Annotated in this window: 20 protein-coding genes; 1 reads left to right on the top strand and 19 read right to left on the bottom strand. The window is 66.8% G+C overall.

What is annotated here, in order from left to right; translation table 11 throughout:
• Positions 1 to 162 precede the first annotated feature (162 nt).
• From ppc to G154_RS01785, 14 genes are all read right to left on the bottom strand, one after another.
• Positions 163 to 2958, bottom strand: a complete 2796-nt coding sequence (gene ppc, locus G154_RS01850) for a phosphoenolpyruvate carboxylase (protein WP_019513453.1) — start codon at positions 2956 to 2958, stop codon at positions 163 to 165.
• Between the two features lie 59 nt (positions 2959 to 3017).
• Complete coding sequence (secG, locus tag G154_RS01845) at positions 3018 to 3254, bottom strand: preprotein translocase subunit SecG (protein WP_019513454.1); 237 nt, start codon at positions 3252 to 3254, stop codon at positions 3018 to 3020.
• Between the two features lie 90 nt (positions 3255 to 3344).
• A complete protein-coding gene (gene tpiA, locus G154_RS01840) occupies positions 3345 to 4130 on the bottom strand; it encodes a triose-phosphate isomerase (RefSeq protein WP_019513455.1) in 786 nt (261 codons plus the stop codon).
• A gap of 3 nt (positions 4131 to 4133) precedes the next feature.
• Positions 4134 to 5360: a phosphoglycerate kinase gene (gene pgk, locus G154_RS01835; protein WP_019513456.1), complete on the bottom strand. Its 1227-nt coding sequence runs from the start codon at positions 5358 to 5360 to the stop codon at positions 4134 to 4136.
• Between the two features lie 9 nt (positions 5361 to 5369).
• Positions 5370 to 6392: a type I glyceraldehyde-3-phosphate dehydrogenase gene (gap, locus tag G154_RS01830; protein WP_019513457.1), complete on the bottom strand. Its 1023-nt coding sequence runs from the start codon at positions 6390 to 6392 to the stop codon at positions 5370 to 5372.
• A 101-nt stretch (positions 6393 to 6493) separates the two neighbouring features.
• Positions 6494 to 7498 carry a phospholipase D-like domain-containing protein gene (locus G154_RS01825; protein WP_019513458.1) on the bottom strand — a complete coding sequence of 335 codons (1005 nt, stop codon included), beginning with the start codon at positions 7496 to 7498 and terminating at the stop codon, positions 6494 to 6496.
• On the bottom strand, positions 7495 to 9270 hold the full coding sequence (locus G154_RS01820; RefSeq protein WP_019513459.1) for an ABC transporter ATP-binding protein: 1776 nt from the start codon (positions 9268 to 9270) through the stop codon (positions 7495 to 7497). The genes G154_RS01825 and G154_RS01820 overlap by 4 nt, the downstream gene beginning before the upstream one ends.
• Positions 9271 to 9321: 51 nt before the next feature.
• Positions 9322 to 10299, bottom strand: a complete 978-nt coding sequence (gene whiA, locus G154_RS01815) for a DNA-binding protein WhiA (RefSeq protein WP_023985717.1) — start codon at positions 10297 to 10299, stop codon at positions 9322 to 9324.
• Positions 10296 to 11366 (bottom strand): uridine diphosphate-N-acetylglucosamine-binding protein YvcK, encoded by a 1071-nt coding sequence (gene yvcK / locus G154_RS01810; protein ID WP_023985716.1) that lies wholly within the window; start codon positions 11364 to 11366, stop codon positions 10296 to 10298. Before yvcK ends, whiA begins: the two co-directional genes overlap by 4 nt.
• A gap of 10 nt (positions 11367 to 11376) precedes the next feature.
• On the bottom strand, positions 11377 to 12255 hold the full coding sequence (gene rapZ / locus G154_RS01805; RefSeq protein ID WP_045546707.1) for an RNase adapter RapZ: 879 nt from the start codon (positions 12253 to 12255) through the stop codon (positions 11377 to 11379).
• 11 nt (positions 12256 to 12266) lie between these two features.
• Positions 12267 to 14357, bottom strand: coding sequence for an excinuclease ABC subunit UvrC (uvrC, locus tag G154_RS01800; protein WP_019513463.1), 2091 nt, complete (start codon positions 14355 to 14357; stop codon positions 12267 to 12269).
• A gap of 9 nt (positions 14358 to 14366) precedes the next feature.
• Positions 14367 to 15650 carry a UDP-N-acetylmuramoyl-L-alanine--D-glutamate ligase gene (gene murD, locus G154_RS01795; protein WP_019513464.1) on the bottom strand — a complete coding sequence of 428 codons (1284 nt, stop codon included), beginning with the start codon at positions 15648 to 15650 and terminating at the stop codon, positions 14367 to 14369.
• Positions 15643 to 16956, bottom strand: coding sequence for a hypothetical protein (locus tag G154_RS01790; RefSeq protein WP_019513465.1), 1314 nt, complete (start codon positions 16954 to 16956; stop codon positions 15643 to 15645). The genes murD and G154_RS01790 overlap by 8 nt, the downstream gene beginning before the upstream one ends.
• A complete protein-coding gene (locus G154_RS01785; protein WP_019513466.1) occupies positions 16953 to 17687 on the bottom strand; it encodes a hypothetical protein in 735 nt (244 codons plus the stop codon). Before G154_RS01785 ends, G154_RS01790 begins: the two co-directional genes overlap by 4 nt.
• A 45-nt stretch (positions 17688 to 17732) precedes the next feature.
• On the opposite strand from G154_RS01785, the gene G154_RS01780 reads away from it, so the two are divergent.
• Complete coding sequence (locus G154_RS01780; protein WP_019513467.1) at positions 17733 to 18215, top strand: GNAT family N-acetyltransferase; 483 nt, start codon at positions 17733 to 17735, stop codon at positions 18213 to 18215.
• Here G154_RS01780 and G154_RS01775 read toward each other — a convergent pair.
• The 5 genes from G154_RS01775 to G154_RS01755 form a co-directional block, all read right to left on the bottom strand.
• Positions 18190 to 18672 (bottom strand): PH domain-containing protein, encoded by a 483-nt coding sequence (locus G154_RS01775; protein WP_019513468.1) that lies wholly within the window; start codon positions 18670 to 18672, stop codon positions 18190 to 18192. The two genes, G154_RS01780 and G154_RS01775, sit on opposite strands and share 26 nt — an antisense overlap.
• Complete coding sequence (ribH, locus tag G154_RS01770) at positions 18669 to 19148, bottom strand: 6,7-dimethyl-8-ribityllumazine synthase (RefSeq protein WP_019513469.1); 480 nt, start codon at positions 19146 to 19148, stop codon at positions 18669 to 18671. Before ribH ends, G154_RS01775 begins: the two co-directional genes overlap by 4 nt.
• Complete coding sequence (locus tag G154_RS01765; protein WP_019513470.1) at positions 19145 to 20407, bottom strand: bifunctional 3,4-dihydroxy-2-butanone-4-phosphate synthase/GTP cyclohydrolase II; 1263 nt, start codon at positions 20405 to 20407, stop codon at positions 19145 to 19147. The genes ribH and G154_RS01765 overlap by 4 nt, the downstream gene beginning before the upstream one ends.
• A gap of 181 nt (positions 20408 to 20588) precedes the next feature.
• Positions 20589 to 22283, bottom strand: a complete 1695-nt coding sequence (locus G154_RS01760; RefSeq protein WP_019513471.1) for a VCBS domain-containing protein — start codon at positions 22281 to 22283, stop codon at positions 20589 to 20591.
• 49 nt (positions 22284 to 22332) lie between these two features.
• On the bottom strand, positions 22333 to 24600 hold a 2268-nt coding region (locus tag G154_RS01755), incomplete at its 5' end, for an Ig-like domain-containing protein (protein ID WP_036478753.1).

Below are 24600 nucleotides of genomic sequence, written 5' to 3'. Positions count from 1 at the left end.
CACTGCACTGCAAATCAACCCTCAACAGCACAAAGACGCCCACTAAAACACTAGGAGCGCCACTTGTGTTCGACACTACGCCGAGTGTCGCTCTGGTGCAAGGTGTTATTCCCCGAGATCGGCACCAGGACTCCTGAGGCCGCCGGCGACACGTCCGTGCAACTATCCCGAGTTGCGCAGAGCGCTGGCCAACCCGCTCATCGTCAGCAAGATGCCGCGTTGCACCAGTTCGTCATCGTCCCCGGACCGGTATCGGCGCAACAATTCCACCTGCAGGTGATTCAGCGGTTCCAGGTACGGGAACCGGTTGAACACCGACCTGGCCAACGCCGGGTTGTCGGCAAGCAGGTCATCCTGGCCGGTGATCAGTCCATGCATGCGGACGGTCCGCTCGTGCTCATCGACGATCTTGTCGAAAACCCTGGCCCGCAGCTCCTCATCGGCGACCAACTCCGAATAGCGGGCCGCCAGACCGAGATCCGATTTCGACAGCACCTGCGCCATATTCGACAGCACAGTGCGGAAGAACGGCCATCGGTTGTAGAGGTCGCGCAGGATCTCCAGCTTCGTATCGTCACCGGCGACGAACTGTTCGAAGGCGGTGCCGGTGCCGTACCAGCCCGGCAGCATCACCCGGGATTGGCTCCAGGCCAGCACCCACGGGATGGCCCGCAGATCCGAGATCGCGGTGGTCGGCTTGCGCGAGGTCGGCCGGCTGCCGATGTTGAGCGCGCCGATCTCACTCACCGGAGTCGAGGCCTTGAAGTACTCGACGAACCCCGGTGTCTCGTGCACCAATTCGGCGTAGGCGCGCTGGGCACGGGCCGCCAGGTCGTCGAGCACGCGGTAGGCGTCCTCGGCGTCCTCCCCCAACCCCTCGACATCCAGCAGGGTCGACTCCAGGGTGGCAGCCAGCAAGGTCTCCAGGTTGCGGTGGGCGATCCGCGGCTCGGCGTACTTGGCGGCGATCACCTCACCCTGTTCGGTGATGCGCAGAGATCCCTTCACCGCACCGGGCGGCTGGGCCAGGATGGCGTCGTAACTCGGGCCACCACCACGACCGACGGTGCCACCGCGACCGTGGAAGAGCCGCAACCGGATTCCGGTCCGCTGCGCCGAGTCCACCAGGTCCAGCTCGGCGCGGTAGAGCGCCCAGTTGGCCGCCAGGTATCCACCGTCCTTGTTGGAATCCGAATAGCCGAGCATGACCTCCTGTTGGTCACCGCGTGCGGTCACCAACGCCCGATAGACCGGGAGGTCCAACGCGGCCTCCAGAATGGCCGAGCCGCGCTGCAGGTCATCGATCGTCTCGAACAACGGGACGATGCCCACCGGTGCGTAGACGGCGCCGGCGGTGGCATCGAGCAGTCCGGCCTCTTTCAGCAGGACCGCGGCTTCCAGCATGTCCGATACCGACTGGCACATCGAGATGATGTAGTTCGGAATGGCTTGTGGCCCGAACACTTTCACCGCCCGGGCGGCGGCCCGGACGATGCCGAGCTCCTTGGCGGCCAGTTCGGACAACTCCGCGCCGGGCCCGACCAGCGGACGGCGGGTGCCGATCTCGGCGGCCAACAATTCGACCCGCGCCTCCTCGGGCAGCGAGGCATAGTCCGGATGGACACCCGCCCAGGCCAGCAACTCGGAGATCACCTGCTCGTGCACCTCGGAGTTCTGCCGCATGTCCAGACCGGACAGGTGAAAACCGAACACCCGCACCGCTTCCCGGAGCCGACCCAGCCGATCATCGGCCAGCACCGCGGAGCCGTTGTCACGCAACGACGCGTCCACGGTATCCAGATCTGCCAACAACTGCTCGGGAGTCTCGTAGGGCTCCAGACCGAGGTCGAGCTCGAGTGCGGGCTGGTCATCGAGGATGCGCATGGCGGTAGCGGTCAGCCGGGCGTGAATCACCCGCAGGGCCCGACGGTAGGGCTCGTCGCTGCGGGCGGGTTCGGCACAGGCATCGGCGAGCGCGGTCATCTCCTGGCTTGTTCGCACCAGCCGCGAGGACAACGACAGTTCCTGTTCCAGCGCGCAGATCTCGCCGAAGTAGTGGTCGAAGGCCGTGTAGGCGGCGCGCCCGGTGGCCAGCCGTACCACCTCGGCGGTGACGTTGGGGTTACCGTCGCGGTCGCCGCCGATCCAGGATCCCGGCCGCAGGATCGGTTGTGCCAGCACCTGTGTGCCCGGCCAACGTTGCTGCAGCGCGTCCCGCACCTCGGCGTTGACCCGTGGGATGACATCCAGGAACGCAGCCGGGTAGTACCGCAGCCCGGTTTCGATCTCGTCGGAGATCTTCAGGCGCGACAGCCGGACCAACGCCGTCTGCCACAACGTGAGGATGTGCCTGCGCAGTTCGGTTTCGATGTCCCGGCCACCGTCGGTGCGGGTGTGCCCGTGGAGCCGCAACCGCATCAGTTCGGTGATGTGGTGCTGGGTGTCGAAGACCGTGCGGCGGCGGGTCTCGGTGGGGTGCGCGGTGATCACCGGGGACACCAGCGCACCGGTCAATGCCGCGGTGACCACGCTCGCGTCCAGTTGGGCGCCATCGAGTTTGCGATAGGTGGCGGCCAGGCTGCTGTCCTGCGGTGGCTCCCCGGCGGCCTCGTGTACGGCGCGACGACGCTCACGGTGGATGTCCTCCGCGACATTGGCCAACAGGGCGAAGTGGGTGAACGCGCGGATGACCGGGATCGCCTGATGGACGTCGATATCGCGGAACAGATCGGCCAGCTCGGCACGGTCGATCTCGGAGCGCCGTATCCGGAAAGACTCGACCCGCGCCTTTTCGACGAGGTCGAAGATGTTGTCGCCGTTCTGTTCCCGGACCGTGTCACCGAGAATCGCGCCGAGCAGCCGGATATCTTCTCGCATCGGTTCGGTGGCTTCGCGACCGACGTTGGTGCGCTGCACCGAGCCGATGGGTTCCAGAGTGCTGTCGGTGCTGTCTGCCATCAGTCAATTATCGGTGCGCGGCGCCGATATCGCAGAGCCGGGGGTCACCACCCCACCGATCAGGCGTTGTATTTGATGCGCAGCGCCATGCCCACGATCGACACCAGCCAGATGCCGATGACGAAGAGGGTCAACCGGTCGAGGTTCTTCTCGACGATGGTCGACCCGGACAGGCTGGACTGCACGCCACCGCCGAAGAGGGTGGACAGGCCGCCGCCCTTGGCGCGGTGCAGCAGTACCAGCAACACCGTCAACAGACTGGTGATGACAAGCACGATCTGCAGGGCGAGTTCCATGCCGGTCAGCCTACACGGAGGTGATTTCGGTGCGAAAACGTGCTCCAGCCGCACGGAATCTCACCGAAATCACCTCGCGATCAGGGCAGATCAGGGCAGTGGCCCGCCGGCCGCGATGGCCGACAGGGTGGCGAACTGCTCACCGTCCAGTGAGGCACCGCCGACCAACGCGCCGTCGACGTCGGTCTGCCCGACGATCTCGCCGACGTTCTTGGCGTTGACGGAACCGCCGTAGAGCACCCGCACCGTCGCCGCGACCTCCTTGGAGGCCAGTTCGGCGAGCTCGGCCCGGATCGCGGCACATACTTCCTGCGCGTCGGCCGCGCTGGCCACCCGGCCGGTACCGATCGCCCAGACGGGCTCGTAGGCGATGACGACCTGGGCGATCTGGTCGGCCTTGAGCCCGGCCAGGGAGCCGCGCAGCGATTCCACGTTGAACTCGACGTGGTTGCCCGCCTCGCGGACATCCAGGGATTCACCGATGCACACGATCGGGGTGAGGCCGTGCTTGAGGGCGGCGGCCGCCTTGGCGGCCACCAACTCGTCGGTCTCACCGTGGTAGGTGCGCCGTTCGGAGTGTCCGACGACGGCGAAGGTGACACCCAGTTTGGCCAGGAACGCGCCGCTGATCTCACCGGTGTAGGCACCGGAGTCGTGCTGCGAGACGTCCTGCGCACCGTAGGTGAGGCGCAGTTTGTCCCCGTCGACCAGCGTCTGCACACTGCGCAGATCGGTGAACGGCGGGATGACGGTCACATCGACCTTGTCGAAGTACTTGTCCGGCAAGGCGAATGCGATCTTCTGCACCAGGGCGATGGCCTCGAAGTGATTGAGGTTCATCTTCCAGTTGCCGGCGATCAGCGGCTTACGTGCCATGTCTCACGCCTCCAGAACGTCGATGCCGGGGAGGGTCTTGCCCTCCAGATACTCCAGCGACGCCCCGCCGCCGGTCGAGATGTGCGAGAAGCCGTCCTCGGGCAGACCCAGCAGGCGCACCGCGGCCGCGGAATCGCCACCGCCGACGACGCTGAACGCACCCTTGCCGGTGGCCCCGATGATGGCCTCGGCGACACCCTTGGTGCCTGCCGAGAACGCCTCGAACTCGAAGACACCCATCGGGCCGTTCCAGAACACCGTCTTGGCGTTGGACAGCAGCGCGCTGAACCGCTTGACCGATTCGGGCCCGATGTCCAGGCCCATCTTCCCGTCGGGGATCTGGTCGGCGGGCACCGTCTCGGCCGCGGCATCGGCGGCGAACTTGTCCGCCGCCACGATGTCCACGGGCAGGTGGATCACGTCACCGTAGGTCTCCAGCAGCTTCTTGCAGGTGTCGATCATCTCCTCCTGCAACAGCGAGGAACCGACCGAAAGACCCTGTGCGGCAAGGAAGGTGAAGCACATGCCGCCACCGATGACAATGCTGTCGGCTTTGGTGGCCAGGTTCTCGATCACCGCGAGCTTGTCGGAGACCTTGGATCCGCCGAGCACCACGGCGTACGGCCGCTCGGTCGAGCTCGTCAGCTGTTCGAGCACCTTGACCTCGGTGTCGACCAGCGTGCCCGCGTAGTGCGGCAACAGCGTGGCGACGTCGTACACCGAGGCCTGCTTGCGATGCACGACACCGAATCCGTCGGAGACGAACGCGCCGGGGGTTCCGTCGGCGGCCTCGACCAGTCCGGCGAGCGCCTTGGCGAGCGCCAGCCGCTCGGCGTCGTCCTTGCTGGTCTCGCGGGCGTCGAAGCGGATGTTCTCCAGCAGCAGTACGTCACCGTCGGTGAGGCCCTCGGCGCGGGCCAGCGCATCGGTGCCGACGACATCGCCGGCCAGCTGGACGTGCCTGCCCAGCCGCTCCCCCAACGCCGCCGCGACGGGGGCGAGGGAGAACTTCGGATCCGGTTCGCCCTTGGGGCGGCCCAGGTGCGCGGTCACCACGACCTTGGCACCGGCCTCGGCGAGCGCCTTCAGCGTCGGGACCGAGGCGATGATGCGCCCCGGATCGGTGATGTTCCCGCTGTCGTCGAGGGGGACGTTGAGGTCGGAGCGCACCAGGACGCCCCGACCTTCAACACCTTCGGCGAGCAGGTCAGACAGTGATTTGATCGCCATGATCGCGAACTACAGCGACTTACCGACCAGCGCAACCAGATCGGCGAGGCGGTTGGAGTAGCCCCACTCGTTGTCGTACCAGGAGACGACCTTGGCCTGGTTGTCGATGACCTTGGTCAGTCCGGCGTCGAACAGCGAGCTGTGCGGGTCGGTGACGATATCGCTGGAGACGATCGGGGCGTCGTAGTACTTCAGGATGCCCTTGAGCTTGCCCTCGGCAGCGGCCTTCATGGCGGCGTTGATCTCGTCGGCGGTCGCCGACTTCTTCAGCTCGGCGGTCAGGTCGGTGACCGAGCCCGTGGGGATCGGCACCCGCAGGGCGTAGCCGTCCAGCTTGCCCTTCAGCTCGGGAAGCACCAGCCCGATGGCCTTGGCCGCACCGGTCGAGGTCGGCACGATGTTGATGGCGGCGGCGCGGGCACGGCGCAGATCGCTGTGCGGGCCGTCCTGCAGGTTCTGGTCCTGGGTGTAGGCGTGGATGGTGGTCATCAGGCCCTTGACGATGCCGAACTCGTCGTTGAGGACCTTGGCCAGCGGGCCGAGGCAGTTGGTGGTGCATGACGCGTTGGAGATGATGTTCTGGCTGCCGTCGTACTTGTCCTCGTTGACGCCGAGCACGATCGTGATGTCCTCGTCGCTGGCAGGCGCGGAGATGATGACCTTCTTGGCACCGGCGTCGAGGTGGCCCTGCGCCTTGTCACGCTTGGTGAAGATGCCGGTCGACTCGACCACGACGTCGACCCCGAGGTCGCCCCACGGCAGCGCCGACGGGCCTTCCTTGACCGAGAGCGCCTTGATCTTCTGGTCGCCGACGACGATCGTGTCCTCGCCCTCCAGGCTGACGTCGTAGGGCAGTCGGCCGAGGATCGAGTCGAACTTCAGCAGGTGCGCGAGCGTCGCGTTCGAGGTCAGGTCGTTGACAGCGACGATCTCGATGTCGGTGTTCTTGCCCGCCGCCTTCTGCGCGTCGAGGGCGCGGAAGAAGTTGCGTCCGATTCGACCGAAGCCGTTAACGCCTACCCGGATGGTCACGTGTCTCTCCTTGTTGTGGGGAAATCGCGGTTGTGGGGAAAATCGCGGTGAACTGCTCGCCCGCCAGCCTAGTGGTGCCGGTTCGAGCGTGTGCACGCTGGTCAGATGGGCGCTCGGTCCTCTGGTTCGTGCAGCGCCAGTTGACCGACATCGCGCGGGTCGCGGCCGGTCAGATCCGCGATCAGCCCGGCATCGCTCAGGTCCATCCGCTCGGAGTGTTTCCAGTCGTGGTGGGCCACCTCGTTGAGACGACTGGTGATCTGGTGGTCGGTTACCTCGATCGCCAGTTCGCGGCGGTGATCGAAGCTGCCCGGCGAGAAGTTGATGGAGCCGACGACGGCCCGTTCGTGATCCGCCAAAATCATCTTGGCGTGCAGTTTCATGTGTTTGAGGCGGTGGATCTTGATGCCGACATCGTCGAGGATCCGCATGCCGCTGACACCTTCGACCAGCTTGCCATCCTTGAGATGGTGTGCGGCGCGGGCCATGACATGCACCTTGACCCCGCGGCGTTTGGCGCGCACCAGCCGCTCGATGATGACGGGGTCCTGATACCGCTCGTTCTGCAGGAACAGGGTGTGCTGGGCGCTGTCGATGAAATCGGCGATGCGGTGCCTGCCGTTGGCGGGGCACCAGATCAGGTGAGCACCGTCGCCGGGATCGAAATCCTCCCGTGCCCAGTCTGCCTCGAAACAATCGATGATCTCGGCCACTTCGTAGGCGCTGGGGGTGACCACCGCGTAGTCGCGGGTGTGGGTGAAATTCTCGTGCGTCCAGTTCAGCGATTCGACGAATGCGTGCTCGTCATCGATGACCATCGACTTCTCATGGGTGAGGTCGAAGGCCGGGCTGCTGGCCCGGACCTCGATCCCGAACCGCTCCAAGGCCTCCCGGGCTGCGTCGTTGTCGGTTTCACCGTCGCGACGTTCGGGATTGAGCATCACCTTGACCTGCACGCCGCGACGGTGCGCGGCCACCACCGCCTGCAGGAGGGCGTCGTGGGTGAAGGCGAACATCTTGATCCGGACCGACCGGGTCGCGCCGTGTATCGCGTCGAGCACCGGCTGCGCCGAGTCGTCGGGCAGGATGATCAGCGAACGGTTCATGGTGCGTCGTCCTCGTACTGGATGCGGTGCAGGTCGGCGTAGCGACCACGCGCGGTGAGCAGTTCTTCGTGGGTGCCCTGTTCGACGACCCTGCCCTCTTCGAGCACCACGATCTTGTCCGAATCTCGAATGGTGCTGAGTCGGTGGGCGATCGTGATGACGGTGCGGTCCGCCATCAAGCGTTGCAGCGCCGTCATCACCAGCCGTTCGGACTCGGCGTCCAACGCCGCGGTCGGTTCATCGAGGATCAGTATCGGGCTGTCGCGGATCAGCGCGCGGGCGATACCGATGCGCTGACGCTGGCCGCCGGACAGGGTCATGCCGCGCTCCCCGACCGCGCTGTCGTACCCCTGCGGCATATCGGAGATGAACTCGTGGGCATTGGCCAGCTTCGCCGCCTCGACGATTTCGTCGTGGCCGGCGTCGGGCCTGCCGAAGGCGATGTTGTCCCGGATGGTTCCGCGGAACAACACCGTGTCCTGCAGGACGTAGGCGATCTGGCGGCGCAGTTCGTGCAGCTTGTAATCGCGCAGATCGACCCCGTCGATGCGCACGGTTCCCATGCTCGGGTCGTAGAACCGCGGGATGAGACTCACAAGACTGGACTTCCCGCTGCCGGTGTGCCCGACGACACCGACCAACTGTCCGGGCTGCACATCGAAGGTCACATCACGCAGGACGGGCGTTTCGGCGTCGTAGCTGAACGCGACCCGCTCGAAGGCGATCGCGCCACGGATGCGGGCGGGCTCGACCGCATCGGCCTTCTCTTCGACGGTGGCCTCCGCGGTCAGCAGCTCGTTGACGCGCTCCACGCCGACCGATGCCATGGCGATGGTATTGGTGAGCTTGGCCAGATCTTGTACGGGCTTGAAGAACGAAGCCAGGTAGGAGATGAACACGGTCAGCGTGCCTGCGGTCATGGCGCCGGCCAGGATGAGTGCCGATCCACGCCACAGCACCAGCGCTGTGCAGGCCGCCACGACCACCGCGACGATCGGCGAGACCACCGACTTCACCCGGCGGGCGTTGAGCGCGGCGTCCACCGCCTGCTGCCCGACGATGGCCAGCTGGCGCTCCTGCAATTCCTCGCGGTCGAACGCCTTCACCACCCGGATGGACTGCAGGCCTTCCTCGGCGACCGCTACGATGTCGGACTCCCGGCGACGTACCTCGTGGGTCGCCACCTTGACGGCCTTGCGGATCCGGGACACGAACAGCAGCAGCAGCGGCGCCACCGCGAGCGCCACCAGGGTGAAATCCCACTGTAGCCACAGCATCAGCGACAGCATGCCGACGATCGTCAGCAGGTCGGTGGCGATCCCGAGTGTGGATGCCGACGCGAAATCCTGAATGGTGTCGACATCGTCGGTGAGGGTGCTCAGAATGGGGCCCACGCGGTGGGTGTCGAAGTAGTTCAGCGACAACTGCTGCAGGTGATGGTAGGCGCGGGTGCGCAGATCATTGCCGATCCGCTGCCCCACGGTTTCGGTCAGGTAGTTCGCGATGTACGTGGCGACCGCGGCGATCACCGCGATGACGATGACCATGATCGCGGCCAGTCCGGCGATGTGCATCCTGCTCTCGCCGCCGAGCACGGGTTGCAGCAGCCCGTGTAGCCATCCGGGCAGCGGATGGTCGCCGATCACGCTGTCGAGGACGACCTTGAGCGGCCACGGCGCGGCCAGACCCATCGCGATCTGGATCAGCAGCACCCCGAAGATGCCCGCCACCATCCACCTGTAAGGGCGGACCAGCTCGACAATCAACTTCATCGCGGACGACGCCCCTTTGCCGGGATCGGGCCTTCACGGACCCAGGACTGGTCAGGCCTCGTCGAGCAGATCCGGCGTGACCGCGGACTCAGTATCGGGGATGCCGTCCTGTTTCGCCTTCCGATCCGCCATCGACAACAGCCGCCGAATCCGGCCTGCCACGGCGTCTTTGGTCATCGGCGGCTCGGCCAGGCGGCCCAGCTCCTCCAGGGATGCCTGCCTGTGCTCCACCCGGAGCCGGCCGGCCTGAGCCAGGTGGTCCGGCACGGTGTCACCGAGGATGTCCAGCGCGCGCTCCACCCGGGCGGCGGCGGCGACGGCGGCCCTGGCCGAGCGGCGCAGGTTGGCATCGTCGAAATTCGCGAGCCGGTTGGCGGTGGCCCGGACCTCACGGCGCATCCGCCGTTCCTCCCAGGTCAGCCTGGTGTCCTGCGCTCCCATCCTGGTGAGCAGGGCGCCGATCGCCTCGCCGTCGCGCACCACGACGCGGTCGCTGCCGCGCACCTCCCTGGCCTTGGCGCTGATCCCGAGACGACGGGCCGCGCCGACGAGAGCCAGGGCGGCCTCCGGGCCGGGGCAGCTGACTTCCAGCGCCGACGAACGCCCCGGCTCTGTCAGTGAACCGTGGGCCAAAAACGCTCCGCGCCAAGCGGCTTCGGCGTCGGCGACGCTGCCGCCGACCACCTGGGCCGGCAGCCCGCGCACCGGTCGGCCGCGCAGATCCAGCAGCCCGGTCTGGCGGGCCAGGGCCTCCCCGTCCTTGGCAACCCGCACCACATACCGGGTGCTCTTGCGGATGCCGCTGGCCGACAGGACGTGCACCACGGCGTTGTAGCCGTACAGGTCGTAGATGTCCTTGCGCAGGCGGCGGGCAATGATGCCGAGATCCACCTCGGCCTCCACCACGACCCGGCCCGCCACGATGTGCAGGCCCCCCGCGAACCGCAGCAGTGCCGACACCTCGGCGCGGCGTGCGCTGACCGAGCTCACGACCAGACGACTCAGCTCGTCCTTGACCTCGGCCGTCATCGCCACGAGTCGTCCCCCCTTGGTGCGTTCATTGATCGCTGCCCGTGTTCTCCGTGTCGCAGGTCGCCCGGCCGGACCGGCGCGGGGGTTGTCGGTTGTTCGCCGATGACGCCGGGCACCGGTCCGCGCACCCGCACACCTTCCAGCGCGGCGGCCAGCATCGACGGGTCATGTAACTGTGTACCAGGTCGGGAAACGTCGGCAAACTCTACTTGAGCACCCAAAAGTGCGGCGGTCCGCACCAGTTGCTCGCGCTCGCGATCGCTGGGCACCCGGCAGGCGTCGATGATGATCTCATCGACGCGGAAGCCCGGCGCGTGCTGGGCCAGGACATGGATGTGCCGCTCGGCGGAGAACCCGGCGGTCTCCCCCGGCTCGGCGACCAGGTTGAGCACCAGCGCCCGCCGCGCGGTGGTGGCATTGAGCGCCGCGGCCAGTCCGGGAACCAGCACGTGCGGGATGACGCTGGTGAACCACGAGCCGGGGCCGAGCACCACCAGGTCGGCGGCCATGATGGCGTCCACGGCCTGTCTGGTCGCCGGCGGGTCGCCGGGCAGCAGCCGCACCCGGCGCACCTGCCCGACGGTGGTCGCGACCGCCACCTGTCCGCGGATCACCCGGAACATGCGCGGGTCGGATTCCAGGCCCGCCACATCGGCCTCGATCTGCAGCGCCACCGGGCACATCGGCAGCACGCGACCCTTGAGGTCCAGGATGCGGCCCAGCTCGTCGAGCGCGGCCACCGGATCGGCGAGCACCTCACTGAGACCCGCGAGCAGCAGATTTCCGATGGGGTGTCCGGCCAACGCGCCGCTACCGCCGAACCGGTGTTGGATGATCGTCGCCCACAGGCGGCCATGCGGACTGTCGGAGGCCAACGCCGCCAACGCCATTCGCAGATCACCTGGCGGGATGACGTCCAGTTCGCTGCGTAACCGGCCCGACGACCCGCCGTCGTCGGCGACGGTGACGACGGCGGTCACGTGCGGACTGAGCCGTCTGGCAGCCGACAGCGTCGCATACAGACCGTGCCCTCCGCCGAGGGCGACGATGCGCGGTGAACTCATGACGTGACTCTCACTCGCGTCCCAGGTCCCGGTGCAGTGCCCGTACCGTCAAGTTCGCGTCACCCTCCTGCAGCAACCCGGCCAGCGCTTCGGCGATCGCCACGCTGCGATGCTTGCCCCCGGTGCAACCGATGGCCACCGTCATGTAGCGCTTTCCCTCCCGGCGGTAACCGTCGATGACGACGCCAAGCAGTCGATGGTAGGTGTCCAGGAACTCGCCGGCCCCGTCCTGCCCGAGCACGAAATCCCGAACGGCCGGATGTTGGCCCGTGTGCGGTCGCAACTCGTCCACCCAGTGCGGGTTGGGCAGGAACCGGACGTCCATGACGGTGTCGGCGTCCATCGGCAGGCCGTACTTGTAGCCGAAGGACTCGACGGTGACATTGGTCTCGGCGACGGTCTCGCCCCCGAACGCGCGCTCGATGCTCTCGCGTAGCGCGGGTACCGCCAGCTTCGAGGTGTCGATCACCAGATCCGCGCTCGCCCGGACCGGGGCCAGCATCGTGCGCTCGGCGGCGATACCTTCGGCAAGGGTCTGGTTGCCCTGCAACGGATGACTCCGTCGGTTCTGCTCGTACCGACGCACGAGGATATCGTCGGCGGCCTCCATGAACAGCACACGCGGGGTGATCCCCCGGGTCGCCAGTTCGTTGCGCACCGAATCGAGGTCACCGGTGAAACCACGCGAGCGGACATCCATCACCAGCGCCAGCTGGGTGATCCGCGACCCCGCGTCCAGCCCCAGATCGACCATCCGGGCGATCAGCTCCGGGGGCAGGTTGTCGGCGACATACCAGCCGAGGTCCTCGAGCACCTTGGCGGCGGTGCCCCGGCCGGCACCGGACAATCCGGTGACCAGGACGACGTCGATTCCTGATTCTTCGCTCATGCCCTGGTTCGTCACCCCGTAGTTGTATCTGACGCGGTCTGCCCGGTCGGCGCGGCCGCGTCATATGCCGTCTCGTCACGATCATTGTTCACATCGACTCCCGGTGGGTCCGAAACGACCGGGGCGTCACCGGCCGGAGTGGAGTCACCTGCCAGCGCCGCGAGGACGGCCTCGGCCGTGGCCACCCCGATACCTGGTACCGCGGTGATCTCCGCGACACTTGCCGCCCGCAGCCGCGCCACCGAACCGAAGTGCGTCACCAGCGCCTTACGACGGTGCTCCCCGAGTCCGCGCACCGAGTCCAGCGCCGAGGCCGTCATCCGCTTGGACCGCTTACTGCGATGGAAGGTGATGGCGAACCGGTGCGCCTCATCGCGGATGCGCTGGAGCAGATACAGCCCCTCGCTGGTGCGCGGCATGATCACCGGGTCGGGCTCGTTCGGGACCCAGACCTCCTCGAGCCGCTTGGCCAGCCCGATCACCGCGACATCGGTGATCCCGAGATCGTCGAGGACGGCCTGGGCGGCATTGACCTGCGGCGCGCCGCCGTCGACGACGAACAGGTTCGGCGGGTAGGCGAATCTGCGCGATTTACCTTCCGCCACCATCGGTTGTTCGATATCGGCGACGTGGCGGGCGAACCGGCGGCGGGTCACCTCGGCGATCGAGGCGACGTCATCGGATCTCCCGTCGCCGGCGGCCTCGCGGATGGCGTAGTGCCGGTAATCGGATTTGCGCGGCAGGCCGTCCTCGAACACGACGAGTGAGGCGACCACGTCGGTGCCCTGCACGTGGCTGATATCGACGCATTCGATGCGCAGCGGCGCGTCGGGCAGCTCCAAGAAGTCCTGAATGCTCTGCAGCGCAGCAGATCTCGCGTTGAAATCACCGGCGCGCTTGAGCTTGTGCTGGGCAAGCGCCTCCTTGGCGTTGCGGTGCACCGTCTCGGCGAGCGCCTTCTTGTCGCCGCGCACCGGGACACGCAACCGGACCCGCGAGCCACGCAGCTCGCTCAGCCAGGTGGTCAACTCTTCGGCGTTGTCCGGCAACACCGGCACCAGCACCTCGCGCGGCACCGGTGTGGTCGCCTCATCCGCGGACACGGTGCCGGCACCACCGGCACCCAATTCGGCCTGGTCACCGTAGAACTGGGTCAGGAACTGCTCGACGAGATACGCCTGCCCCGACGTACCCGGCTCCGTAACACCGGTCGCCTCCGGCTCCGAAGCCTTCTCCAGCACCCACCCCCGCTGCCCCCGCACCCGGCCGCCGCGCACGTGGAACACCTGCACGGCAGCTTCCAGCTCGTCGTCGGCGAAGGCCACCACATCCGCGTCGGTGCCGTCTCCGAACACGACGGTCTGCTTCTCCAGCGCCCGCCGGAGGGCCCCGATGTCATCACGCAATCTGGCCGCACGCTCGAAGTCCAGATCCTCTGCCGCGGAGTTCATCTGCTTTTCCAGATCACGCACCAACCGGTCGGTCTTACCGGCAAGGAAGTCGCAGAAGTCCTCGACGATCTTGCGGTGGGCGGCGGCATCCACCTTGCCCACGCACGGTGCCGAACACTTGTCGATGTACCCGAGCAAGCACGGCCGGTCGATCTGGCTATGTCGTTTGAAGACCCCGCCCGAGCAGGTGCGGGCGGGGAACACCCGGGTCAACAGGTCCAACGTTTCGCGGATCGCCCAGGCGTGTGCGTAGGGGCCGAAGTAGCGGACCCCCTTGCGGCGCGGGCCGCGGTAGACGAACAGCCGCGGGTACTCCTCGTTGAGTGTGACCGCCAGCACCGGATACGACTTGTCGTCGCGGTAGCGGATGTTGAACCGAGGATCGAACTCCTTGATCCAGTTGTACTCCAGCTGAAGCGCCTCGACTTCGGTGCTCACCACGGTCCACTCGACGCTGCCGGCGGTCGTGACCATCTGGCGCGTCCGCGGCGCCAGCGCCGACAGGTCGGCGAAGTAGGAGTTGAGGCGGCTGCGCAGGCTCTTGGCCTTGCCCACGTAGATCACCCGGCCGTGCGGGTCGCGGAACCGATAGACACCGGGTTCGACTGGAATCGAACCCGGTGCCGGGCGGTAGGTCGCGGGGTCTGGCACAGGTCCAGGTTAGAGGCTGTCGATGACAGCGCAGAATGCTGCGCCTTTGGCCTCGTAGTTGCGGTAGAGGTCGTAGCTGGCCGCCCCTGGTGACAGCAGGACGATGTCGACGCCGGGCAGTCCGGCGGCCAGCCGCACCGCCTCCTCCAGGCCCTCGACCCGGTGCACGCGGTCAGGGTGAGCCCCGGCGAAACCGGCCCCGATCAGTGCTCCGTTGGTGGGAGCCTGGATCAACGTGACATCGCGGGTACCCGCGCACAGGAACTCATCGACCTGCCGGTAGTCGAGCGACCTGTCCATCCCACCCACGATCAGCGCGATACGGTCGTCGGCAGGCATCGCCGACAATGCGGCCACCACGCTCTCCCCGGTGGTGGCCAGCGTGTCGTCGATCCAACGCCTGCCCGCGGCGGTGCGCACCGTCTGCAGCCGGTGTGGCAGCCCGGTGAAGTTGGCTGCCGCGGAGTCGATCTCGGCCTCGGTCACCGGCCTGCCGAGGACCTCGGCGGCCGCCGCAGCGGCCAGCGCGGCGTTGATCGCGTTGTGCGGGTACGCCAACACCGAGTCACCCGCCGGTCGATACACCCCCGTCGTCGACAGCTCGTGCACCGGCGGGAATTGCTCGATACCGACACCTCGCAACGCGGACGTCACCCCGGCAGTGGTGATCAGAACCCTTGCGCCGCCGGCGAACACGGCAGCCTTGGCCGAGTAGTAGGACGCAATGTCGCCGTGCCAGTCCAGATGGTCCTGGTAGAGGTTGGTGATCACGGCCACCGCGGGCGAGGTGCTCAGCAGCGCACATTGCTGGCTGGATAGTTCGGCCACCACCCATTGCCCGGACGCCGGGGACAGGTCCGAAAGCGGCGTCCCGATATTGCCGGCCGCCACGGCAGGCACACCGAGACCGGCCAGCAGGTGAGCCAGGAACGACGCCGTGGTGCTCTTGCCCTTGGTGCCGGTGACGCCGATGGTCTGTGCGCCGTGGCGGGTCATGTACCAGTCGGCCGCACTGGATACCGGCGGGCCGTTGCGCCGCATGTCCTCGAAGATCGGATGTTGCCATGGGACGCCGGGACTGACGAACACGATATCTGTGTCGCGCAGCGTGTTCGGCGCATCGGCACCGTAGCGGACGGTCAGCCGCTCGATATCCGGAGCGCTCCCGTCGATGGCCCGGTCATCCACCGCGATGATGCGTTCGGCACCGTGGGCGGACGCCGTCCGGGCCATCGAGAGCCCTTCCTTGCCCAGCCCCCAGATACCGACGGTGCGCCCGGAAAGCTCAATCATCGAGCAACGTCGCATACCGGTCGGGCACGTGATGGCGCGCGGGTCCGGTGTCGTGGTCGACGGCGACCGCGGCGAGGGCATCGCGCTGGCGGCCGAACTCGGCCACCAGCGGCAGATCCTGCCATTGCGGGTCGTCGAGCACCGCCAGCATCGCCTCAGCGGCCTCGTAGTACTCCCCCACGCATTCGAACGGTTTGTGCACCCCGATGCCGAGGATGTCCGCGAAACCGGCACGGTGGCCGGTGTCGGCGAACAGGTTGCGCCCGAAGATCCGTTCCATCGTGGGCCGGCCCAGTCGCGGAGCCAGCAGTACGAAGACGAACTGACATTTCGGGCAGATGCCGCACCAGGAGGTCGCCCGCTTGGCCGGGTCGAGTGCGAACAATCGGTTGCAGCTGGTGAACACGTCGAAGTATTCGGCGCAGCGGGCGAAGCGGTCGGCGATCTCGGATTCGGACAAGCCGCGTAGCAGCGAGAAGTAACGGTCGGGCGCGAAGCCGTGCTGCACCAGGGTGTCGCGCAGCAGTGTTTCGTAGGCCAGGCTCTTGGACCATTGGTGGTTGATATCGCGGCCAAGCCACTCGATGTTGCCGATGTTGGAGGACCGCTCGTTGGACAGCACGACGGGACCGAATCCGTTGGCCTGCGCGACGATCAGTCCGATCACACTGTTGATGGCCGTCACCGGCACATGGCCGTTGTGGGCACCGTTCGCGTTGGCCTCGATGAGCGCCCGATCGATGCGGCGCCGCACGTGCACGCTGTTCAGTCCGCTGACCTCGATGCACCGGTCGATGGGGTCATATCGGTTGACACTGAACAGCATCGGGGTCAGGCCGTGCCCACGCAACGCTTCGATGCTGACGACCGAATCCTTGCCGCCGCCGACCGGCACCAGCGGAGTGGCATCGACGTCGAAGCCGTCGGTGACCGGCACGTCACCCGCCGGAGGCCCGTCGACGTGTGGGGTCAGCGCCGCGGGAAGGTCATTTCGATACGCGAATTCCCCGAGTCCACCCTCGATCAGGGTGCGCAGATAGTGCTTCTCGAACTCGTGCGCGCCGAAGGCGATCTCGATCCGCGGGGGCGCGGCGGCCTTGTAGTAGCTCAGCGCACAGGTGAGGGCGAGCAGTCGGGCCAGCAGCGGATGCGGCTGGGCGCCGCCGAGGGCCTCGCCGAAGTCGATCACCTCGGCGAACGTCATCGGCTCCGGTCCGCGCAGGGTGTAGCCCAGCGAGAGCGTGCCCGCTGTGAACGAGTAACCGTCGATCACCAACGCGTCGAAGGACTCCGGCCGGAACGTCATGCATTCACCTCGAATCGGCGATCGCCGATGGCGGTCACCGGATGGATTTCGAATCGCGGCGAGACAAACCACGCAGCGACGGCATTGCCGATATCGACCGGCTCGTCGGCGCGGGGCAGCTCATCGGCCAGCCCGGCCGCGATCAACAGATCGAGCACGTCGGCACCGGTCCCGACGCGACCCCGCTCGGTGTCGAAGATCAGCGCACCGCATTGTGGCCGCCCGATCCGGTCCCCCTCCGCGTCGGCCACGTCGACGTATCCGGCGGCCGCCAGTTCCCGGGAGGCGAGATCATGTGCGGCCCGGCTGGTCGTGTCGACCGCGATCCGGCGCCATTGCGGCACCGGGCGGTAGGGTCGCACATCCAACGCAACGGATTCGTCGCGGTGGGGGGTGATCGTGGCGCCGGAGACCAGGAAGTGGGTTCGTCCGTGGATCGGCACGACCAGCACTTCGGCGGCAAGCACGGCACCGGCGTCGGCCCGGCCGAGCAGACCGTCCAGGGTGTCGGCCAAGACGTCCTCGGCGGGGATATCGGTGCCGTAGAAGTCGGCGACCGCAGCCAGTCTGCGCCAGATCAATGCGGTCGCCGGTGGACGTCCGACGATCAGCGGGGCCGTCAGAGCCGGGTGCGAGCCCAGGCCCGCGATCACTGTCGGTGCTGTGACGAGCGGCACGCCGGCATCGGCGATACCGTCAGCCGAGGCTGATACGAAAACCAAGGTACTCATCGACTTGTCGATCCTACCCGAGCGTCTGACTGTGATACTGGAGCCATGGGCATGGGGCAGGTGCGCGTGGCCCGGCTCACCGAGACGGACTGGCGCGCGTTCGCCGGTATGCGACTGCGGGCGCTCACCGATTCGTTGGGCGACCGTAGTCCGCACTACCGGCACGAGAGCACGTTCACCGCTGCGCAGTGGCGCCGCCGGCTACGCGCACACGCCCAGTTCGCGCTCGTCATCGACAATCGGGCGGTCGGCCTGATCGGTGCCCAGCGCCAGGGTCCGGAATCGGTGTACCTGTACTCGTTGTGGCTGGATCCGACGGCACGGGGCCGCGGGCTAGGTCGCACCCTGGTCTCCGGGGCGGTCGACTGGGCGCGCAGCCAGCGAGTGCACCGCGTCAACTTACGCGTCCACCGCGACAACGCCCCGGCCCTGGCGGTCTACGGCAGCCTCGGGTTCACCATGGTGTCCGGCGACGCCGACGCGGGTGATGACGCGCCAGAGGTCACGATGACGCTGACGGTGAATTGATCTCGTTCTGGTAGCGGCGCATGAGCGTGCGCACCTGATCCATGGCCACCACCGCGCGCTCCTTGTCGACGGCCTGGATCGCCATCGCCGCGGTGTACTCGTCGTCGGCCAAGTCGATACGCGCCCAGCGCGCACCGGGCGGGAAGGACACGTCCACGACGTCGGGCCAGGCAATCAGTTTGTAGCCCAACGCGTTACGCACAGCGATACCGGAGGGCCCGACGCGTAACCGAGGCCGCGCCAATAGCAGCACACAGCCTGCGATCACCAGACCCACCGCCGCGATGCCCACCTGATCGGCGGTACGGAACACCACACCGCTGGACCCGACCTTCAACAGGAACCCCACGGTGATGTGGGCCGCGGCGATCAAGAAGGCGGCGCCGTAGACGAAATACGGCGTCAGATGCGGTCGGACCTGGAGGTCCCATTTTTGGTCGTCGGTCGACCGGGTCATGACGCGAGGTCGCGCAGCACCAGCGCAGTCGACAGCGCCGCGGCGGCGGCCTGAGCCCCCTTGTCCTCGGTCGACTGCGGCAGTCCGGCTCGCGCCAGCGCCTGCTGCTCGGTGTTGGTGGTCAACACGCCGTTGGCCACCGGGGTGGACAGGTCCAGCGACACCCGCGTGAGGCCCTGGGTCACCGCATCACAGACATAGTCGAAATGCGGTGTCTCGCCCCTGATCACGACGCCCAGCGCAACGACGGCGTCGTACTTGGCAGCGAGGGCCTGCGCGACCACCGGAATCTCGATGGCGCCGTGCACCCGCACCACCGCCGGGTCGGTCACCCCGAGCTTGCCTGCGGCGCGCAGTGCGCCGTCGAGCAACGCATCACAGATGGTGGCGTGCCAGGTGCTCACCACGATGCCCAGCGACACCGTGGAGGCGTCCACATCCGGCAGGTCGGGGATGGCACCGGTATGCCCGCTCACAGCGCTCCACCGGGTTGAGCCTGGTCGTAATCCTCCAGACCGGTCAGGTCGTGGCCCATCCGGTCCCGCTTGGTCATCAGATAACGGATGTTCTCGGCGTTCGCCCGCACCGGTAGCGGCACCCGCTCGGTGATGTGCAGGCCGTACCCGTCCAGGCCCACCCGCTTGGCCGGATTGTTGGTCAACAAGCGCATCGACCGCACACCGAGGTCCACGAGGATCTGGGCACCGATGCCGTAGTCGCGAGCGTCGGCCGGCAGGCCGAGTTCCAGATTCGCGTCGACGGTGTCGGCGCCGGCATCCTGCAACTGGTAGGCCTGCAGCTTGTGCAGCAGGCCGATACCGCGGCCTTCGTGCCCGCGCATGTACAGCACGATGCCGCGCCCCTCCTGCGCCACCATGGCCATCGCGGCATCCAACTGGGGACCGCAATCGCAGCGCTGCGAGCCGAAAACGTCGCCGGTGAGGCACTCGGAGTGCACGCGGACCAGCACGTCGTGACCGTCGAATTCGGGCCCGGAGATGTCGCCGCGCACCAGCGCGACATGCTCGACATCCTCGTAGATGGAGGTGTAGCCGACCGCCCGGAACTCACCATGGCGGGTGGGGATGCGGGCCTCGGCGACGCGTTCGATGTGCTTTTCGTGCTTGCGCCGCCATTCGATGAGGTCGGCGATGGAGATCAGCGCGAGCCCGTGGTCGTCGGCGAAGACCCTCAGCTCGTCGGTCTGCGCCATCGAGCCTTCGTCCTTCTGGCTGACGATCTCGCAGATCGCGCCGGCGGGCTGCAGGCCTGCCAGCCTGGCCAGGTCGACGGCCGCCTCGGTGTGACCGGGACGGCGCAGCACGCCGCCGTCCTTGGCGCGCAGCGGCACCACGTGGCCGGGTTTGGTGAAGTCCTCGGCGACTGCCGTCGGATCGGCCAGCACACGCATCGTGGTGGCGCGGTCGGAGGCCGAGATACCGGTTCCGACGTCCTTCTTGGCATCGACGGTCACGGTGTAGGCGGTGCCGTGCTTGTCCTGGTTGACCGCATACATCGGCAACAGGCCCAGCCGGTCGCAGATGGCGCCGTCGAGGGGCACACAGAGGTACCCGGAGGTGTAGCGCACCATGAACGCCACGAGCTCGGGAGTGGCCTTCTCGGCGGCGAAGATCAGGTCGCCCTCGTTCTCGCGGTCTTCGTCATCGATGACCACGACCGCCTTACCCGCCGCGATGTCGGCTACCGCCCTTTCGACGGAATCCAGCCGTGTCATCGTCGCCTCGTCATCGCTGGCCGAAACATGTCTGTGCCACCTTCATCAGTTCGTCTGCGCCCACCCCGCGGCAACAGCTGCGCAGGACGGACAGTTACACCAGTATGAACCACGGCCCCCCAGCAGTTATTGCCCGCCGGTCCTCAGCGGGATCGACGGGCGACAACACGGGACCGAAGTCTCAGAACGTGTACGTAACGCTCACATAGGCCGGTGATCCGTCCGGACGGACGTGGCCGTCGAAGTACCGCACCGCGAAGGTCTCGCTCGGATGGAACCGGCCGCATTTGCCCGAGGTCGACGTGTAGTTCACCAGGAATGCGCCCGTCCGGGTGCGGTGCACCGAGACCGTGCCGCGGGGGTTGGCCTGGACAATGGTGAAAGTGATGTCGTCACCGTCGGGATCGGCCACGGTGGTGGTCCACGAAGCGGTCTTGAGCAGGCCGAGCCGTCCGCTGGCGCCGATGGTGGACTGCACGGGCGGCTGATTGTGCGGGAGCAGACGTACGGGCACCACCACCAGGGTGCCGTCCTTGGCGGTGACGGTGAAATGGTCGAGCTTGTCTGCCGCCAATGCCGTCACCGCGGCCGCGGCATGCCCGATCGCGGTGTTCAGGGCGGTGGAGTAGGTGAACGTGCCGTCCTCGTTCACCGTCACCGTGCTGCCCTTGGCCGAGATGACGGTGTTGCCGGGTAATCCCCCGCCGTCGACCCGCACCGGGCGCCCGTCGGCTGCCATCGCGACGATACGTCCGCGGGTGGTCTGCACACCGGCGGCGTTCACCGCCGACTCGGTGATCTGCGCACGGCCGGAGACGGGCGACATGTCGGCGAGCGGCGGGCACACCTCGACGGTTGCGACCGTGATGGAGCGTCCGAAGTCGTCGGTGCCGATGATGGTGAACGAGTCATCGGCGGTGATGCCGTGTCCCAGGCCGGGAGTGCGCGTGTAGACGTAGGAGCCGTCGACGTCGACCCGAGCGGCGCCCTTCTTAGGTGGCCGACCAAGGCTGAATCCGATGGGGCCGTTCGCGGCGGCAGCGATCGCGAGTCTTCCCCGCTGGACATCGGGCGCAGTGCCGACGGTTTCGGCTTGCAATCGCAAATGTGCCAGTGGCCGTACCACGATATCGGCGGTGCCGCCATGGGCATCGATCGCGGTGACGACGAACCTGTCGGTGTCCAGGCCGGGGATGGCAGCGGTGGAGATGCGGGGCACGAACGTGAACTGTCCACTGACGGTGTCGAGTCGAACCAGCCCGCCTTTTTCCGAGTACGCGGATTCGGCGGTGGAGTCAGCGGGATTCGAGGAATTCTTCAGGCTGAAGGTGAGCTTGCCACCGTCCCACGCGGCACCTTCGATCCAGCCGGTTACCACGCCACTCTCCGCGGGCAAGGACACGGTCGCCGCACCGGAGGGTGGCACGCCGGCAACGAGGATGCCCACGGTCACCTCGACATCGACGTGCCGTCCGTAGAGATCGGTGACGGTGACGGTGAACGTGTCGACCTGATCGGAGGGTTCCGCGCTGACCCGGGCCACCTGCCGCGCCTGAACCGACGGCGTATAGGTGAAGTGACCCGAGGTCGCACCGACCGACACCAGACCGCCCTTGGCGGTCGTGAACAGCGTGGGACCGTAGCTGATGGCACCGTTCCCCTGATCCACCGCGGTGACAGATCCGAAGATCGCCCCGGTGACCGGATGCGGGTTACCGACGTCCACCGTCGCTGTCGGTGGCTCGTTTGACCGTACGACAAACCCGGTGCTGATCACCTGTGATGTGACCCCGAGGTCAGGCACCGCGGTGATGCCGACGCCGTCGGACAGTCCCTTCGGCACATCGAAGATGCGGGGCAGATCGTCAATCGTCATGTGCGGGTTCCCTGGAGAGTGTCGGGTCGGAATGTGGTGGAAGCACCGGCTACACGGTGAACGTCCTTGACGAGCTGGACAGGGTCCCGACCTGCACGACACCATTGATGACCTGGTAATACTCGGTCTCGGTGGCCGTCACGGTCACCGTGTTCCCGGACGACTTCCCGCTGGTGTTCAGGGTGCCCCACGTCGAGTTGTAGCTCGCCGATCCACCCCCGGTCTGGGCGGTGACCGCGGTGTCGACCGAATCACCGTTGCTGCCCGAACCGAAGACACTGGTCCAGTTGTTCGTCAACCAGGTCCGCACTCCACCGCTGACACTCGGCGGATCATTGTGCGCATAGATGTTCACATTGACCGAATAGGTTGTGCTACCGCCGAACCCGTCGTTGACCGTCACGGAGAAGTTGTCGGCGAAGGCCGTTCCGCTGGCACCGACCTTGGCTGCACCGTGGAAGTACGAGTACCCCTTGTCGATGGTGTAGCTGAACGTTCCGTTCGCATTGACCACGACGGACCCGCCATTGGCCGTCGAGAACGTACCCGCCGTCCAACTGACCGCGTCGCCGTCGGAGTCCGAGGCAGCCAACGAGCCCGAGGTCCGCTGCTTCCAGGTGCCGATGCCGATCACGGTGTTGTCCTCCAGCGAGGAACTCGTGATCGTGACCGCACCGCCGATGGGCGCCGCATTCGGGATCGTCGGTGCGACGTTCACGGTGGCGATCGTCACCGTCTTGCCGCTGGCGTCGGTGCCGATGATGGTGAACGTGTCGTTGGGTGTCGTCGAATGCCCAAGGCCCGCGTTCCGGGTGTAGGTGTAGGTTCCGTCGGCATTACGGACGACGGTTCCCTTCGTGCCTTGCGCACCGACGCTGAAGGTCAGCAGTGACGCGTCGGCGCCCGGTACGTTCAGGGTCACGTTCTGGATGTTGGCTCCCCCGTTGGTGACCGTCACCGGCGACGGCGTTGCCTGCGCCACCGAGATGGTCGCCGTGGTGGTACCCCCATGGCCGTCGGAAACCGTCACCGTGAACGTATCCGTGGTCGATCCGGATTTGGTCGGGATGTAGGTGAACGAGTTGCCGGACAGCGTCACGATGCCACCGTTGGCGGTGTACGCCGAGCCTCCGGTGGCTCCGACGAGGTTGTAGGTCAACGCGTCGTCGTCGTTGTCTGACCCGTTCAACGTGCCACGCACCACGCCGAGTGCGTCCGAGCTGGCATTGGTCGACACACTCGACGAAGGCTTCGCGTTGAGCTTCTCGACCGGCACCTCGACCACGATCGTGGCGCTGGCGCCCAGCGCATCCGTGATGGTGATGGTGAAGGTGTCCTTGACCGCGAGGCCGCTGGCACCGACCGCGGCCGCACCGTGGAAGTAGCTGTTGGACTTGGTGATCGCGTAGGTGAAGGTGCCGTCCGAGTAGAAGGACACCGAGCCACCGTTGGCCGTGCTGTACATCGCCGGAATGATCGAGCCACCCGGATAGGTGATCGCATCGCCGTCGGCATCGGCCGCGGTGACCTTGCCCTTCGTGTTCTGCGTGCGGATTCCCAGGAAGTCACCACCCAGCGAGGATTCCGTGATCGTGGTCTGCCCGGCGGTCGGAGCGGCGTTGTTCAGGGTCGGCGTGACGGTGACCGTGGCGACGACGATGCTGACACCACCGACGGTGCCGAGGATCTCGAAACTGTCGGTCGGGCCGCCGGTGTGTCCCGCGACCGTCCGGGTGTAGGTGTAGGTGCCGTCAGCATTGATCGCCACGGTGCCCTTGCTCGGACCATTACCCACGCTGTAGGTGAGCACTCCCTGCTCGGCACCGGTCAACTGCACTGCACCGGTGACGATGCCGTTTCCACCCGACGTCGAGGTGGTGACGGGGAGATTCAAATCGTGGGTTGTGACGGTCACGAAAGTGGTTGTCTGACCGCCCTTTCCATCGGTGACGTACACCGTGAAGCTCGATCCGACGATCGCGCCGAGCACACCACTGTTCAGACCGGGCACGTAGGACCACTTGCCGTTGGCGTCCACGGTCACGATGGCTCCGTTGCCCAGCAGCTTGCTGGACCCACCGCCGTAGCCGGTGACGCTGTAGTGCAACGTGTCGTTGTCATCGTCGCTGGCGCCGACATTGCCGGTCGCAATGCCCGACCCGCCGGTAATCACCGCACCGTCGAGGGGCTTGGAGGAGGGCCCGCTGTTCACCTTGGGAACGAGCGACACTTCGGCGACGGTGATCGACTGACCGTTGATCGTGCCCACGATGGTGAACGTGTCGGACTCGTTCCAGCCCGCCGTGGTCGCCGTATA

The organism is Mycobacterium sp. VKM Ac-1816D (assembly GCF_000416385.1).
Classification (GTDB): domain Bacteria; phylum Actinomycetota; class Actinomycetes; order Mycobacteriales; family Mycobacteriaceae; genus Mycobacterium; species Mycobacterium neoaurum_A.
This window is presented reverse-complemented; position numbering and strand designations above follow the sequence as displayed.

What these genes read in the sequence shown, in the direction of transcription:
- ppc (WP_019513453.1), bottom strand. Translation starts at nt 2,958, where the DNA reads ATGGCAGACAGCACCGACAGCACTCTGGAACCCATCGGCTCGGTGCAG.
- secG (WP_019513454.1), bottom strand. Translation starts at nt 3,254, where the DNA reads ATGGAACTCGCCCTGCAGATCGTGCTTGTCATCACCAGTCTGTTGACG.
- tpiA (WP_019513455.1), bottom strand. Translation starts at nt 4,130, where the DNA reads ATGGCACGTAAGCCGCTGATCGCCGGCAACTGGAAGATGAACCTCAAT.
- pgk (WP_019513456.1), bottom strand. Translation starts at nt 5,360, where the DNA reads ATGGCGATCAAATCACTGTCTGACCTGCTCGCCGAAGGTGTTGAAGGT.
- G154_RS01825 (WP_019513458.1), bottom strand. Translation starts at nt 7,498, where the DNA reads ATGAACCGTTCGCTGATCATCCTGCCCGACGACTCGGCGCAGCCGGTG.
- G154_RS01820 (WP_019513459.1), bottom strand. Translation starts at nt 9,270, where the DNA reads ATGAAGTTGATTGTCGAGCTGGTCCGCCCTTACAGGTGGATGGTGGCG.
- whiA (WP_023985717.1), bottom strand. Translation starts at nt 10,299, where the DNA reads ATGACGGCCGAGGTCAAGGACGAGCTGAGTCGTCTGGTCGTGAGCTCG.
- yvcK (WP_023985716.1), bottom strand. Translation starts at nt 11,366, where the DNA reads ATGAGTTCACCGCGCATCGTCGCCCTCGGCGGAGGGCACGGTCTGTAT.
- rapZ (WP_045546707.1), bottom strand. Translation starts at nt 12,255, where the DNA reads ATGAGCGAAGAATCAGGAATCGACGTCGTCCTGGTCACCGGATTGTCC.
- murD (WP_019513464.1), bottom strand. Translation starts at nt 15,650, where the DNA reads ATGATTGAGCTTTCCGGGCGCACCGTCGGTATCTGGGGGCTGGGCAAG.
- G154_RS01790 (WP_019513465.1), bottom strand. Translation starts at nt 16,956, where the DNA reads ATGACGTTCCGGCCGGAGTCCTTCGACGCGTTGGTGATCGACGGTTAC.
- G154_RS01785 (WP_019513466.1), bottom strand. Translation starts at nt 17,687, where the DNA reads ATGAGTACCTTGGTTTTCGTATCAGCCTCGGCTGACGGTATCGCCGAT.
- G154_RS01780 (WP_019513467.1), top strand. Translation starts at nt 17,733, where the DNA reads ATGGGCATGGGGCAGGTGCGCGTGGCCCGGCTCACCGAGACGGACTGG.
- G154_RS01775 (WP_019513468.1), bottom strand. Translation starts at nt 18,672, where the DNA reads ATGACCCGGTCGACCGACGACCAAAAATGGGACCTCCAGGTCCGACCG.
- G154_RS01765 (WP_019513470.1), bottom strand. Translation starts at nt 20,407, where the DNA reads ATGACACGGCTGGATTCCGTCGAAAGGGCGGTAGCCGACATCGCGGCG.
- G154_RS01760 (WP_019513471.1), bottom strand. Translation starts at nt 22,283, where the DNA reads ATGACGATTGACGATCTGCCCCGCATCTTCGATGTGCCGAAGGGACTG.